Source organism: Pseudomonas sp. KK18 (assembly GCF_037094675.1).
Taxonomy (GTDB): Bacteria; Pseudomonadota; Gammaproteobacteria; order Pseudomonadales; family Pseudomonadaceae; genus Aquipseudomonas.
Genome location: NZ_CP146605.1, coordinates 478,987 through 491,673 on the forward strand (window position 1 = coordinate 478,987; position 12,687 = coordinate 491,673).

The 12,687-nt window shown below is 60.6% G+C and carries 12 protein-coding genes; 3 read left to right on the plus strand and 9 right to left on the minus strand.

Going from position 1 to position 12,687, the window contains the following annotated elements:
- Window positions 1-17: 17 nt before the first annotated feature.
- The 3 genes from V6607_RS02140 (at window position 18) to V6607_RS02150 (ending at window position 1,856) form a co-directional block, all read left to right on the plus strand.
- Window positions 18-293 (plus strand): polyhydroxyalkanoic acid system family protein, encoded by a 276-nt coding sequence (locus V6607_RS02140; protein ID WP_008439272.1) that lies wholly within the window; start codon window positions 18-20, stop codon window positions 291-293.
- Window positions 294-398: 105 nt separating this feature from the next.
- Complete coding sequence (locus V6607_RS02145) at window positions 399-821, plus strand: phasin family protein (protein ID WP_134325603.1); 423 nt, start codon at window positions 399-401, stop codon at window positions 819-821.
- A 12-nt stretch (window positions 822-833) separates the two neighbouring features.
- On the plus strand, window positions 834-1,856 hold the full coding sequence (locus tag V6607_RS02150) for a phasin family protein (RefSeq protein ID WP_134325604.1): 1,023 nt from the start codon (window positions 834-836) through the stop codon (window positions 1,854-1,856).
- Between the two features lie 171 nt (window positions 1,857-2,027).
- Here V6607_RS02150 and V6607_RS02155 read toward each other — a convergent pair whose 3' ends face one another.
- The 9 genes from V6607_RS02155 to argS form a co-directional block, all read right to left on the minus strand.
- Entirely contained in the window at window positions 2,028-2,648 is a 621-nt protein-coding gene (locus V6607_RS02155) for a TetR/AcrR family transcriptional regulator (protein ID WP_003209312.1), read from the minus strand.
- 27 nt (window positions 2,649-2,675) lie between these two features.
- Window positions 2,676-4,358 carry a class II poly(R)-hydroxyalkanoic acid synthase gene (gene phaC / locus V6607_RS02160; RefSeq protein WP_134325605.1) on the minus strand — a complete coding sequence of 561 codons (1,683 nt, stop codon included), beginning with the start codon at window positions 4,356-4,358 and terminating at the stop codon, window positions 2,676-2,678.
- A gap of 101 nt (window positions 4,359-4,459) precedes the next feature.
- Window positions 4,460-5,305, minus strand: coding sequence for a poly(3-hydroxyalkanoate) depolymerase (phaZ, locus tag V6607_RS02165; protein WP_003209316.1), 846 nt, complete (start codon window positions 5,303-5,305; stop codon window positions 4,460-4,462).
- A gap of 189 nt (window positions 5,306-5,494) precedes the next feature.
- Window positions 5,495-7,174: a class II poly(R)-hydroxyalkanoic acid synthase gene (phaC, locus tag V6607_RS02170; RefSeq protein ID WP_003209318.1), complete on the minus strand. Its 1,680-nt coding sequence runs from the start codon at window positions 7,172-7,174 to the stop codon at window positions 5,495-5,497.
- A gap of 249 nt (window positions 7,175-7,423) precedes the next feature.
- Entirely contained in the window at window positions 7,424-7,801 is a 378-nt protein-coding gene (locus V6607_RS02175; RefSeq protein ID WP_003209319.1) for a DUF971 domain-containing protein, read from the minus strand.
- 162 nt (window positions 7,802-7,963) lie between these two features.
- Window positions 7,964-9,301, minus strand: coding sequence for an ATP-dependent protease ATPase subunit HslU (hslU, locus tag V6607_RS02180; RefSeq protein ID WP_003209321.1), 1,338 nt, complete (start codon window positions 9,299-9,301; stop codon window positions 7,964-7,966).
- 38 nt (window positions 9,302-9,339) lie between these two features.
- Complete coding sequence (gene hslV / locus V6607_RS02185; protein ID WP_003209323.1) at window positions 9,340-9,870, minus strand: ATP-dependent protease subunit HslV; 531 nt, start codon at window positions 9,868-9,870, stop codon at window positions 9,340-9,342.
- A 256-nt stretch (window positions 9,871-10,126) separates the two neighbouring features.
- Entirely contained in the window at window positions 10,127-10,831 is a 705-nt protein-coding gene (locus tag V6607_RS02190) for an SPOR domain-containing protein (RefSeq protein WP_003209324.1), read from the minus strand.
- A 1-nt stretch (window position 10,832) separates the two neighbouring features.
- Window positions 10,833-12,569 (minus strand): arginine--tRNA ligase, encoded by a 1,737-nt coding sequence (gene argS, locus V6607_RS02195; protein WP_003209327.1) that lies wholly within the window; start codon window positions 12,567-12,569, stop codon window positions 10,833-10,835.
- Window positions 12,570-12,687 lie beyond the last annotated feature (118 nt).

A 12,687-nucleotide genomic window follows, 5' to 3' on the forward strand; every position in this document is an offset into this window, starting at 1 on the left:
AACGAGGAGTCATTCAAATGGCCCGTATACAGGTTGAACGTGCCCACACACTGGGCAAAGACGCTGCCCGAGAAAAAGCCGACAAGTTGGCGAGCAAACTCAAGGAGCAATATGGCCTGGAGTCTTCGTGGGCCGGCGACACACTGAACCTCAAACGTTCGGGCGTTAAAGGCACCGTGAAAGTGGCGGAAGATTCCCTGCGGATTGAAGTCGAGCTGGGTCTGTTGATGTCGGCCATGAGTGGCACCATCAAGTCCGAAATCGAGAAGGCACTGGATAAAGCCCTGGCCTGATTTGCGACCTTCTTAGGGTGCCGATTCTAATTTTTCTGCCTACTTTGTGCCCAAGCCCCCAACTTCTGTGGGCAGTTCCTCCCCCCTTTATGCGTGAGGTGCACCATGGCCAAAGTTATTTTGAAGAAAAAAATTGCTACCGGAACTAACGCCCTGACTGACGTTAAATCCTATGCCCGCAAGATCTGGCTGGCCGGTTTGGGGGCTTACGCCAAGGTCGGAAGCGAGGGCGCCGAGTACTTCAAAGAGCTGGTTAAGACTGGTCAACATGTTGAAACTAAAGGCAAAAAAGTTGTGATTGAACAACTTGATGCAGCCAACAGTCAGATTGATCAAGTCAAGAGCGAAGTCTTCGGCGTCAAAGGTCGAGTCGAAGTGCAACTGGATAAAGTTGAAAGCGCTTTTGATAGTCGTGTTGGAAGTGCCTTGAATCGGATCGGCATTCCGTCTAAACATGACGTGGAGACACTCTCTGCTAAGCTCGATGAGCTGACGGCATTGCTCGAACGTGTCGCGCGTAAACACTAAGGAGACAACGGGATGGCTGGTAAAAAGACTACTGATAAAGAAGGCAGCTCGTGGATCGGGGAAGTTGAAAAATACTCCCGCAAGATCTGGCTGGCCGGTTTAGGCGTGTACTCGAAGGTGAGCAGTGACGGCGGTAAATACTTCGAGACTTTGGTTAAAGACGGCGAGAAGGCCGAGAAGTTGACCAAGAGCACAGTGGGTAAACAAGTCGATGCGGCAAAGGCTTCCGCCGGTTCTGCCAAATCACGTATCAGCGACAAGTGGGGCGAACTGGAAGGGGCTTTTGACAAGCGCCTGAACAGTGCCATTTCGCGACTGGGCGTACCTAGCCGTACTGAAGTGAAAGCGCTGCACAGCAAGGTCGATACCTTGACCAGGCAAATCGAAAAACTCACTGGCCTTAAAGCTGCGCCAGTTGCGGCTAAAACTGCAGCGGCTAAACCGGCTGCCAAGCCTGCCGCAAAAACTGCAGCGGCCAAGCCTGCTGCTAAAACCGCCGCTAAACCGCTGGTCAAGGCCGCCGCCAAACCGGCAGCCAAGCCCGCCGCCAAGGCGCCGGCCAAAGCTGCTGCAAAACCGGCTGCCAAGCCTGCGGCGAAAACCGCAGCGGCGAAACCGGCCGCCAAGCCTGCCGCTAAACCAGTGGCCGCTAAAGCAGCTGCAAAACCTGCGGCGAAACCTGCAGCCAAGCCGGCAGCAAAAGCAGCAGCCAAGCCAGCGGCGAAAACCGCTGCCGCCAAACCTGCTGCAGCGAAGCCTGCTGCCAAGCCAGCCGCTGCGAAACCTGCAGCCAAGCCGGTTGCTGCCAAACCCGCCGCCAAGCCTGCGGCTGCAAAACCTGCAGCGGCCAAGCCAGCTGCAAAACCGGCTGCGGCGAAGAAGCCTGCCGTAGCCAAAAAGCCAGCAGCGCCGAAGCCAGCGGTAGCGGCCAAGCCTGCAACTGCAGCGCCGGCGACCAACTCGGTCACGCCACCGACGCCTGCTGCTACCCCGACTGCAACGCCGGCAACCCCGACGCCTACCAGTCAGTCCTGATTTTTACGGGACACATAAAAACGCCCGGCCTGCGAAGGTCGGGCGTTTTTTATGGAATCTACAGAACAACACAAATCCAATGTGGGAGCGGGCTTGCTCGCGAAAGCGGTGGATCAGTCACACATGTATTGACTGACACTCCGCTTTCGCGAGCAAGCCCGCTCCCACATTTTAGTCCGCGTCGTCCAGGTAGCGCAGCGCCAACCTCTCTGTCGCCAGCCTCGCCGGCATCAGCAGATGCGGGGCCACCAGCATCATGATCTGGTACACCACCACCCGCACTTCACCTTCTCGGTCGAGAATCCGCTGGTAGTCCAGGGAAAACAGCAAGGTCATGGTGATCTGTTCCACCAACTGCCCCAGCGCCTGGGTTTCACTGACCAGTTGCCCATCCGTCTTGAGGCGGGCCAGCAACGAGGCCAGCGTGCGCTTGAGCGCCGTCAGCAGGTTGCGGATGCCCTTGGCCAGTTTCGGCAGGCGGCCCGCCAGGTTCGACAGGTCCTGGAACAGAAACCGATAGTGCGCCATGCGCTCCACGATCAGGTGCAGGAACAGCCAGTAATCCTCGGCCGCCAGTTGTGCGTCTTCCGGCGGATCGAGCAACGGCGCCAATTCGTTTTGAAAGCGCTCGAACAGCCCGAGCACCAACGGTTCCTTGCCATGGAAGTGGTAATAGAGATTGCCGGGGCTGATCCCCATTTCATTGGCCACCTCCATGGTCGACACGTTCGGCTCGCCCTTGTGGTTGAACAACTGCAAGGCACATTCAAGGATACGGTCGCGGGTCTTCATCCAGTCTTCTTAAAGTCGTCGTGGGGCTCAGCGGACTCGCACATAGGTGCCCGGCGCCGCTTCCATCGGTGGGTAATTCTGGTTGCCCAGGGCGGTCAGTGTTTCGCGCTGTACACCGGAGCGCTGCTGGATCCACGCCAGCCAGTTGGGCCACCAGCTGCCCTCGACATGATTGGCGTCGTAGTACCAGGCGCGCGGGTCGCTGCTCAGCTTGAGGTTCTCGACGTAGTTGGCCTTGGGGTTGCCCGGCGGGTTGAGGATGCTCTGGACATGCCCGCTGTTGGACAGAATGAAGCGCTTGTCGCCGCCCAGCAGCTGGGTGGAGCGGTACACCGCGTCCCACGGCGTGATGTGGTCGTTGATGCCGCCTACGCTGAAACTGTCCACCGTGACTTTCTGTAAGTCGATGGGCGTGCCGCACACCTCCAGGCCGCCGGGGTGGCTCAGCGGGTTGTGCTTGAAGAAGTCCAGCAAGTCGCCATGCAGCGCGGCGGGCAGGCGGGTGTTGTCGTTGTTCCAGTACAGGATGTCGAAGGCCGGCGGTTCCTTGCCCAGCAGGTAATTGTTGATCCAGTAGTTCCAGATCAGGTCGTTGGGACGCATCCAGGCGAATACCTTGGCCATGTCCCGGCCGTCGAGTACGCCTTGCTGGTAAGAGCGGCGCTTGGCGGCTTCCAGCGTCTGTTCGTCGGCGAACAGGGTGGCGGGGCTGTCGATCTGGCTGTCCAGCAGGCTCACCAGGTAGCTGGCGCTGGAGATGCGGCGCAGCTGGCGCTTGGCCTGCAGATGGCCTTGCAGCGCGGCGATGGTCAGGCCACCGGCGCAGGCGCCCATCAGGTTGACCTCACGGGCGCCGGTGATTGCGCGGGTTACGTTCAGCGCTTCTTCCAAAGCCGCGACGTAGGTGGACAAGCCCCATTCCCGGTGGCGTACATCCGGGTTGCGCCAGCTGACCATAAACACTTGCAGGCCATTTTTCAGGGCGAACTGGACGAAGCTGTTGTTCGGGCTCAGGTCGAAAATGTAGTACTTGTTGATTTGCGGCGGCACCACCAGCAGCGGCTTGGCGTACTGTTTTTCGCTCATGGGCTTGTACTGGATCAGCTCCAGCAGTTCATTGCGAAACACCACCGAACCGGGTGTGGTGGCCACCGTCTTGCCGACTTCAAAGGCCTGCTTGGTGACCTGGCGCGGCAAGCCGTTGTTGTGCAGCAGGTCGTCGAACAGGTTGCTGACGCCACGCACCACGCTGTTGCCGCCGGAGTTGAGCAGCTCCTTGATCGCCAGCGGGTTGAGCAGGGTGTTGGATGGCGACACCGCATCGTTGAGCAGGGCAAAGGCAAAGTGCGCCCGGGCCCGGTCGTCGGCGCTGAGGTTGCTGTCGTCGATCCAGTGGCGGGTCTGTTTTTGCCAGCTCAGGTAGGCTTGCAGGCTGCGCCGATAAAACGGGTTGAGCTGCCAGGTCGGGTCGGCGAAGCGGCTGTCCTTCGGGTTCGGCTCGTGCACCGTTTCCCCGAGCAGCACGCGGCCCAATTGCCCGCCCAACTTCAAGGCGTGGCGGGCGGTGTGCACCGGATTGCGCAAGCCGTGTGCGGCGACGCTGCGCAGGGTCGAGAGCAAATCCCGGCCGCGCAGGCCGGTGATCGCACTTTCAATATTGATGAACGCGGCGGGTGTGGGCACCGGGTTCGATACGGGTCTTTCTCGCATGCGCCAACACTCCTTCGTCAAGCCATCAACAAGCACGCCAATTCAGAACCATAGTCGGTTCTGGCCAAGTTGCGCGGCGCGGTCGTCCTGACCGCTGCCGTCTAAAGTGCGGGTTGCGGGTGAATCACCGCCCTCAGGCGTTCCTCCTGGAGAAACTTCATGATGATCGGCGCCACGGCCTCGGCCCGGGTAATCAGGAACAGATGGCCGTCGTCGATGATGTGCAGTTGGGCGTTGGGAATACGCCAGGCCAGCATGCGCATGTTGATCAGCGGGATCAGTGGGTCGTCGTCGCCGGCCAGCACCAGGGTCGGCTGCTTGATCTTGTGCAGCCAGTGGATGCTGGTCCAGCCAAGCCCGGCGAACAGTTGCCAGTAGTAACCCAGCTTGCCCGCCGAACGCACTTTGCTCGCGTGTTCGGCGGCCAGTTTCGAATCCCGACGGAAGGAGCCGCCGTAGATCATCGGTGCAATGCGCACCACGTGGGACGGTTGGATATAACGCCGGGGGCTGGCCATCAGCCACAAGACTTTCGGCTTGCCCGGCACCATGAAGGCACCGGCGGCGGTGGCGGCCAGAATCAGCTTCTTGCAGCGTTCCGGATAGTCATAGGCGAACTGCTGCGCCAGCGCGCCGCCCCAGGAAACGCCCACCGCGTTGACCTGGCCATAGTCCAGGTAGTCGAGCATGCGCGCGGTGAGTTTGGCCAGGCCGGGAAAGCGATAAGGCCGGCTGGGGGTCGACGATCCGCCGACGCCTGGCACATCAAAGGCAATCACTTCCAAGTCCGGGTCCAGGGCCTGGACGAACGGAAACACCAGCTCAAGGTTGGCGCCGATGCCATTGAAAATCAGCAGCGGCGTCAAGTGAGGCTTGCCCGGGCGTACCGCCGTGCGGATGGCTTGGCCATCCAGGTCGATGGTACGGAAGATGAACGGTTGCGGCATGGGCTTACCCTGCAAAGTGGCGCGCTATTCCCTGTCGGAACTCGGTCAGTGTGGGAGCGGCGGTGCGACGATTCGACTTGCTCGCGAAGGCGGTGAATCCGTCTCTAGATGCATCAACTGACACACCCCCTTCGCGAGCAAGCCCGCTCCCACAGTTGATACCGTTCCAGTCACAAAAGTGTGTGTGCTTTATCGTTCATGTACATAAGTGCCCGGCGCCGCTTCCGCCGCTGCATAAGTCTTGTTGCCCAGGTTCGCAGGCGCCTTCTTCAACTTGCCCGACCGCTCCGCCTGCCACGCCTGCCAATGCAACCACCACGAATCGGTGTGCTTGGTGGCGTTCTCCTGCCAGTCCAGGGCCTTGCCCGGCATTGTATCGCTGGTCTGGTAACGCGATTTTGGATTGCCCGGCGGGTTCAGAATGCTCTGGATATGCCCGCTGCTTGACAGCACAAACTCCACCTTGCCGCCAAACAGCTGCGCCGACTTGTAGCAGGACTGCCACGGTGTGATGTGGTCGTTGGTGCCGGCCAAAGAATAAATATCGGCAGTGACCTGCTTCAGGTCGATCGGCGTGCCGCACACTTCCAGGGCATTGGCCCGCACCAAGGGATTGTTCTTGAACAGTTCGATCAGGTCGCCATGGAACGCGGCCGGCAAGCGGGTGGTGTCGTTGTTCCAGAACAGGATGTCGAACACCGGTGGCTCGTTGCCCAGCAGGTAGTTGTTGACCCAGTAGTTCCAGATCAGGTCATTGGGGCGCATCCAGGCAAACACCTTGGCCATGTCGCGGCCTTCCAGCACACCGGCCTGGTAGGAATGGCGCTTGGCTGCTTCCAGGGTCTGTTCGTCGACGAACAACGCCACCTGGGTGTCCAGGGTCGTGTCCAGCACGCTCACCAGCAGGGTCAGGGCGTTGACCTTCTTCTCGCCCAGCGCCGCGTAGTGGCCCAGCAGGGCGGTGCAGGTGATGCCGCCGGAGCAGGCGCCGAGCATGTTGATGTCTTTGCTGCCGGTGATCGCGCTCACCACATCGACCGCTTCTTTCAGCGCCTCGATGTAGGTCGACAGGCCCCACTCGCGCTGGGCCTTGGTCGGGTTGCGCCAACTGACGATAAACGTCTGCTGGTTATTGCGCAGGCAGAAGCGCGCCAGGCTCTTGTCCGGGCTCAGGTCGAATACATAGAACTTGTTGATCTGCGGCGGCACCACCAGCAGCGGACGTTCGTGCACCTGCTCGGTGATCGGCCGGTATTGGATCAGCTCCAGCACATCGTTGCGAAACACCACGGCGCCTTCGGTGGTGCCCAGGCTCTTGCCCACTTCAAAGGCGCCCATGTTGACCTGGCTCGGCATGCCGCCGTTGTGCACCATGTCCTTGGCCAGGTGGGACAGGCCATCCAGCAGGCTCTTGCCGCCGGTTTCAAAGAAGCGTTTGACCGCCGCCGGGTTGGCTGCGCTGTTGGTGGGCGCCATGGCCTCGGTCATCAGGTTGATGACGAAGTGGCCGCGGCTGATGTCGTGTTCCGACAGGTTGCTGTCACCGATCCAGTCGTGCAGCTCCTTGCGCCACGCCAGGTAGGTTTGCAGGTAACGTTTGTAGAGCGGGTTCTGAGTCCACGCCGGGTCGTTGAAACGACGGTCGTCGGCCTCGGGTGTCAGCTGTGATTTGCCGAACACCACGTTCTTCAATTCGACGCCGAAATGGGCGACATGCTTGACGCTGTGCAACGGTTGTTTGATGGCCTGGGTCAGCACCATCCGAGCGGATGCCAGTAAATCCTTTTTCCGTAACGCGATGATCGGGTTCAGCCCCAGGGTGTTTTCCGAGGCCTGGCGTTTCAAGTCATCGTTGTTCTTGTTACTCATCTACGACGCTCCATTGTCCGACAGACGAGTACCGGGTACCGCTGTGTACCACTACTTGCCACACAGCACAGCCTGGTACTACTGCTCGGGTGACCGTTAATACCGCATCGTCAAATGCAGGGAACTTGCCAGTTCCATTGGTTACCCGAGTTTAATTTTTTTCGCAAGCGGGCCAATCGTTGGCCACGACAGAGGGGCATTCAAGCAGATGGAATTAGAAAATGCCCACTAATGAGCAAGAGGCCTGGGCTAGAGCATCAGCCGCACGACCGACTGGCTCGGGTCGCGGGTTTTTCCGGCGGCTTTCAGCTCGGCAAGATAGTCAGCCCACAGCGCGTCCTGACGCACGGCCAGTTGATAGAGGTAGTCCCAGGTGAACAATCCGCTGTCATGGCCATCGTCGAAGGTCAATTTCAGTGCGTATTGGCCGGCGGGTTCGATCTTGGTCAAGCCGACATTGAGCTTGCCGAATTGCAGGATCGGTTTGCCGTGGCCCTGGACCTCGGCGGAGGGGGAGTGCACGCGAAGGAATTCGGCGGGCAGTTGATACACCTCGTCGGGACCGTAGGTGAGGCCCAGGGTCCTGGAGGCTTTGTGCAGGTTGATGGCGGTAGGCAGTTTGGTCATTTGGGGAACCGCTCAGAGATGATCCTGAAGGAACCGGCTTTAAACTGTGGGAGCGGGCTTGCTCGCGAATGCGGTGGGTCAGTTCATGCAATTGTGACTGACCCACCGCATTCGCGAGCAAGCCCGCTCCCACATTAAAGCAGAGCGGTTCCTGCGTGAGGCTTACAGGATATAACGAGACAGATCTTCGTTCTGCGCCAATTCGCCCAGGTGGCTGTTGACGTAGTCGGCGTCGATCTTGATTGCCACGCCATTCTGCGCGCCCGCCATGTCGCCGGCACTGAAGGACACTTCCTCCAGCAGGCGCTCAAGCAGGGTGTGCAAGCGACGGGCACCGATGTTCTCGGTCTTCTCGTTGACCTGCCAGGCAATCTCCGCCAGACGCTTGATACCGTCCGGCAGGAACTCAATCCCCAGGCCTTCGGTTTTCAGCAGCTCGCGGTATTGCTCGGTCAGCGACGCGTGGGGCTCGCTGAGGATGCGTTCGAAGTCGCCCGGCGTCAGCGCTTTCAGTTCAACGCGAATCGGCAGGCGACCTTGCAGCTCCGGCACCAGGTCGCTTGGCTTGCTCAGGTGGAAGGCACCGGACGCGATAAACAGGATGTGGTCGGTCTTGACCATGCCCAGCTTGGTGTTGACGGTGCAACCTTCGATCAGCGGAAGCAGGTCGCGCTGCACGCCTTCGCGGGACACGTCGACGCCGCCGGAATTGCCGCGCTTGGCCACCTTGTCGATCTCGTCGATGAACACGATGCCGTGCTGCTCGACCGCTTCCAGGGCCTTGGCCTTGAGTTCTTCCTCATTGACCAGGCGCCCGGCCTCTTCGTCACGCACCAGTTTCAGCGCTTCCTTCACCTTGAGCTTGCGGCTTTTCTTCTTGCCCTTGCCCATGTTGGCGAACAGGTTCTGCAACTGGCTGGTCATTTCTTCCATGCCAGGCGGTGCGGAGATGTCGACACCGGACACTTCGGCGACTTCGATCTCGATTTCCTTGTCGTCCAGCTGACCTTCACGCAGGCGCTTGCGGAACAGCTGGCGGGTATTGGAATCCGAGCTTGGCGCGGCGTCTTCGTTGAAGCCCATGCGTGCCGGTGGCAGCAAGGCGTCGAGGATGCGTTCTTCAGCGGCGTCTTCGGCGCGATGGCTGACCTTGGTCATTTCCTGTTCGCGCAGCAGCTTCAGGGCAGCGTCGGCCAGGTCACGAATGATCGACTCGACGTCACGGCCCACATAGCCCACTTCGGTGAACTTGGTGGCTTCGACCTTGATGAACGGAGCATTGGCCAGCTTGGCCAGGCGCCGGGCGATCTCGGTTTTACCGACACCGGTCGGGCCGATCATCAGGATGTTCTTGGGGGTTACTTCAACGCGCAATTCTTCGGGCAGTTGCATCCGGCGCCAGCGGTTACGCAGGGCGATGGCAACGGCGCGCTTGGCATCGTCCTGGCCGATGATATGGCGATTGAGTTCATGGACGATTTCGCGGGGAGTCATGGACATAGTAATTGGCGGTCCTCAAGCGGGAATAAGCCTGCGGCTTATTCGGCGAGGTCCTGCTCCTCAATGGTCAGGTTGTGGTTGGTGAAGACACAGATGTCGCCAGCGATACCCAGGGCAGTCTCGACGATTTCCCGGGCCGACAGGTCGGTTTTCTTCAGCAGGGCGCTGGCCGCCGCTTGTGCGTAGCCGCCGCCGGAGCCCATGGCGATCAGGCCTTCTTCGGGTTCAACCACGTCGCCGTTGCCGGTGATGATCAGCGAGGCGTCTTTGTTGGCGACGGCCAACATGGCTTCCAGGCGGCTGAGGGAGCGGTCGGTGCGCCATTCTTTGGCGAGTTCGACGGCGGCACGGACCAGGTGGCCCTGGTGCTTCTCAAGTTGGCCTTCAAAGCGCTCGAACAGGGTAAAGGCGTCAGCGGTGGCGCCGGCGAAACCGGCGAGGACCTGGCCGTGGTACAGGCGACGGACTTTTTTCGCGTTGCCTTTCATCACGGTATTGCCAAGTGAAACCTGGCCGTCGCCGCCCATGACGACTTTGCCGTGGCGGCGAACTGAAACGATGGTGGTCAAGGGGAGAGTCTCCACGCTGCGGGGCGAAAATGCCCTGATGGAACTCATATGGGGGTGGCGGGGGGGATTTCAACTGTAGGACGGGAGGGCGGACGAGTGGTGTTTATGTGTCGGACTCGGTCCTGAGGCCGATGAAAATCAAATGTGGGAGCGGGCTTGCTCGCGAATGCGGTGTGTCAGTCACCTAAAATATTGACTGATCTACCGCATTCGCGCGCAAGCCCGCTCCCACATTAACCCGATGCTGTTTCCGGAATCAGCGGCTCTGGCGTTGTTGTAACAACAGGTTGCTAAACCCAGCGCCGGCCAGTTGTTTCTGAGCCACGGTCAGCTGTTCACGGTTGCTGAACGGCCCTACCAGTACGCGATACCAGGTCGCGTCCTTCACAGTGCCCGACTCCACCGTCACCGCCTGCCCCAGCAAAATAATCTGCGCGCGCACACGGTCCGCATCCGCCTGTTTCGGGAACGAGCCCGCCTGCAGGAAGAACTTGGTCACCGGCGCGGCCTTGGTCGTGGCAACCGGCGGCGGTGGCGGCGGGGTAATCCCGGCCAACGCAGCCTGGGCCCGGGCCGTGTCGATCTTCGCTGCTTCCGCCGGGGTAACCGGCGTAGTCGGCACCGGCTGCGGCGTCGGCAGGGTTTTCTCCGGCACGGCGTCCGGCGGCACGATCACTTCCGATTCCGGCAGCAGCGTGTAGAAGTCGTATTTCGGCTTCACCGGCGCGGTCGGGCTAGGCGGTGTCTTGTTCGCCTCGGCCATTTTCGTGGCCTTCTGCTGTTCTTGCTTGACCCGTTTGACGTCATCGCCCTTGCCCGGGTCGAGCTTCATCAGGAACACCACAAACGCGCCGACCGTCAGGCCGATGGCCATCCACAACCAGCCCGGAATAGGCTTCTTCGCCGGTGCCTGGTAGCGGCTGGCGCCGCGCTTGGGTGCAGGTTTTTTCTTGGCAGCCAACTTACATACGCTCCAGAGTTTCCAGGCCCAACAATTCCAGGCCTTGCTTGAGGGTCCGTCCTGCCAGTGCGGCGAGGCGCAGGCGGCTCTGCTTTTGGGCTTCGTCGTCTGCGGTCAGGATCGGGCAGTTCTCGTAGAAGCTGGAGAACAAACCGGCGACTTCGTACAAATAGGTGCAGAGGATGTGCGGTGTGCCTTTTTCGCCGACGCTGTTCAGCACTTCGCCGAATTGCGCCAGTTTGGCGGCCAGTTCCTGTTCGTGTGGCGCCTCAAGGTTGATCTGGCCTTCGACTTCGCTGAAGTCCTTGCCCAGCTTGCGGAACACGCCGGCCACCCGCGTGTAGGCATACAGCAGGTACGGCGCGGTGTTGCCTTCGAAGTTGAGCATCAATTCGAAGTTGAAGCTGTAGTCGCTGGTGCGGTGCTTGGACAGGTCGGCGTATTTCACCGCGCCAATCCCCACGACGCGGGCGATGTTGCGCAGGTCGGCTTCGGCCAACTCCGGGTTCTTTTCCTTCACCAGGTTGTAGGCGCGGTCCTGGGCTTCGTTCAGCAGGTCGATCAGCTTCACGGTGCCGCCGTCACGGGTCTTGAACGGGCGGCCATCGGCGCCGTTCATGGTGCCGAAGCCCATGTGTTCCATCTGCATCGGGTGGGTCACGAAACCGGCGCGGCGCGCCACTTCGAACACTTGCTGGAAGTGCAGGGCCTGGCGCTGGTCAACGAAATACAGGGCACGGTCGGCTTTCAGCACGCCGCTGCGGTAGCGCACGGCGGCCAGGTCGGTGGTGGCGTAGAGGTAGCCGCCATCGGCCTTGACGATGATCACCGGCAGCGGGTCGCCGTCGGCGGTCTTGAATTCTTCGAGGAACACGCACTGCGCGCCGTTGCTTTCAACCAGCAGGCCCTTGGCCTTGAGGTCGTTGACCACGTTGATCAGGTCGTCGTTGTAGGCGCTTTCGCCCATCACGTCGGCCATGGTCAATTTGACGTTGAGCAGCTCGTAGATTTCCTGGCAGTGGGACAGCGAGATCTCGCGGAAGCGGCCCCACAGTTCCAGGCATTCGGCATCGCCGGCTTGCAGCTTGACCACCAGGCCACGGGCGCGGTCGGCGAATTCTTCGGATTCGTCGAAACGCTTCTTGGCGGCGCGGTAGAAATTCTCCAGGTCCGACAGCTCGTTGCTGGTGATCGGGTTTTCCTGCAGATAGGCCATCAGCATGCCGAACTGGGTACCCCAGTCGCCCACGTGGTTCTGGCGGATCACGTCATCGCCGAGGAACTCCAGGACCCGCGCCACGCCGTCACCGATGATGGTGGAGCGCAGGTGGCCCACGTGCATTTCCTTGGCCAGGTTCGGTGCCGACAGGTCGATGGCCACGCGCTGTGCCGGGCCGGCCTTGCGCACGCCGATTTTCGCGTCGGCCAGGGCCGCGTCCAGGCGCGAAGCCAGGGCCTGGGTGTTCTGGAAGAAGTTGATGAAGCCTGGGCCGGCGATTTCAGCCTTGGTCACCTGCGGGTCGGCCGGCAGCGCGGCGATGATTTTTTCCGCCAGGTCGCGCGGCTTCAGGCCGGCCGGCTTGGCCAGCATCATCGCGATGTTGCTGGCGAAATCACCGTGGGTCTTGTCGCGGGTATTTTCCACCTGGATCGCCGGCGTCAGGCCTTCAGGCAACACACCTTCGTTGACGAGTTGGGTGAGGGCTTGTTGGATCAGCTGGCGAATGGTGTCTTTCATGGTGTTCTCTTTCGACCGCAAGCGGTGGCGCGCGATGCGCAGGTGGAAAAACTGGGCATTATCCGTGGCGAGGGCGGGCTTGCCAACCTTCGCGGGACCTTGACGGACGATTAACCTG

What these genes read in the sequence shown, in the direction of transcription:
- phaC (WP_134325605.1), bottom strand. Translation starts at nt 4,358, where the DNA reads ATGCGAGAAAGACCCGTATCGAACCCGGTGCCCACACCCGCCGCGTTC.
- V6607_RS02150 (WP_134325604.1), top strand. Translation starts at nt 834, where the DNA reads ATGGCTGGTAAAAAGACTACTGATAAAGAAGGCAGCTCGTGGATCGGG.
- V6607_RS02140 (WP_008439272.1), top strand. Translation starts at nt 18, where the DNA reads ATGGCCCGTATACAGGTTGAACGTGCCCACACACTGGGCAAAGACGCT.
- V6607_RS02145 (WP_134325603.1), top strand. Translation starts at nt 399, where the DNA reads ATGGCCAAAGTTATTTTGAAGAAAAAAATTGCTACCGGAACTAACGCC.
- V6607_RS02155 (WP_003209312.1), bottom strand. Translation starts at nt 2,648, where the DNA reads ATGAAGACCCGCGACCGTATCCTTGAATGTGCCTTGCAGTTGTTCAAC.
- V6607_RS02175 (WP_003209319.1), bottom strand. Translation starts at nt 7,801, where the DNA reads ATGACCAAACTGCCTACCGCCATCAACCTGCACAAAGCCTCCAGGACC.
- phaC (WP_003209318.1), bottom strand. Translation starts at nt 7,174, where the DNA reads ATGAGTAACAAGAACAACGATGACTTGAAACGCCAGGCCTCGGAAAAC.
- hslU (WP_003209321.1), bottom strand. Translation starts at nt 9,301, where the DNA reads ATGTCCATGACTCCCCGCGAAATCGTCCATGAACTCAATCGCCATATC.
- argS (WP_003209327.1), bottom strand. Translation starts at nt 12,569, where the DNA reads ATGAAAGACACCATTCGCCAGCTGATCCAACAAGCCCTCACCCAACTC.
- phaZ (WP_003209316.1), bottom strand. Translation starts at nt 5,305, where the DNA reads ATGCCGCAACCGTTCATCTTCCGTACCATCGACCTGGATGGCCAAGCC.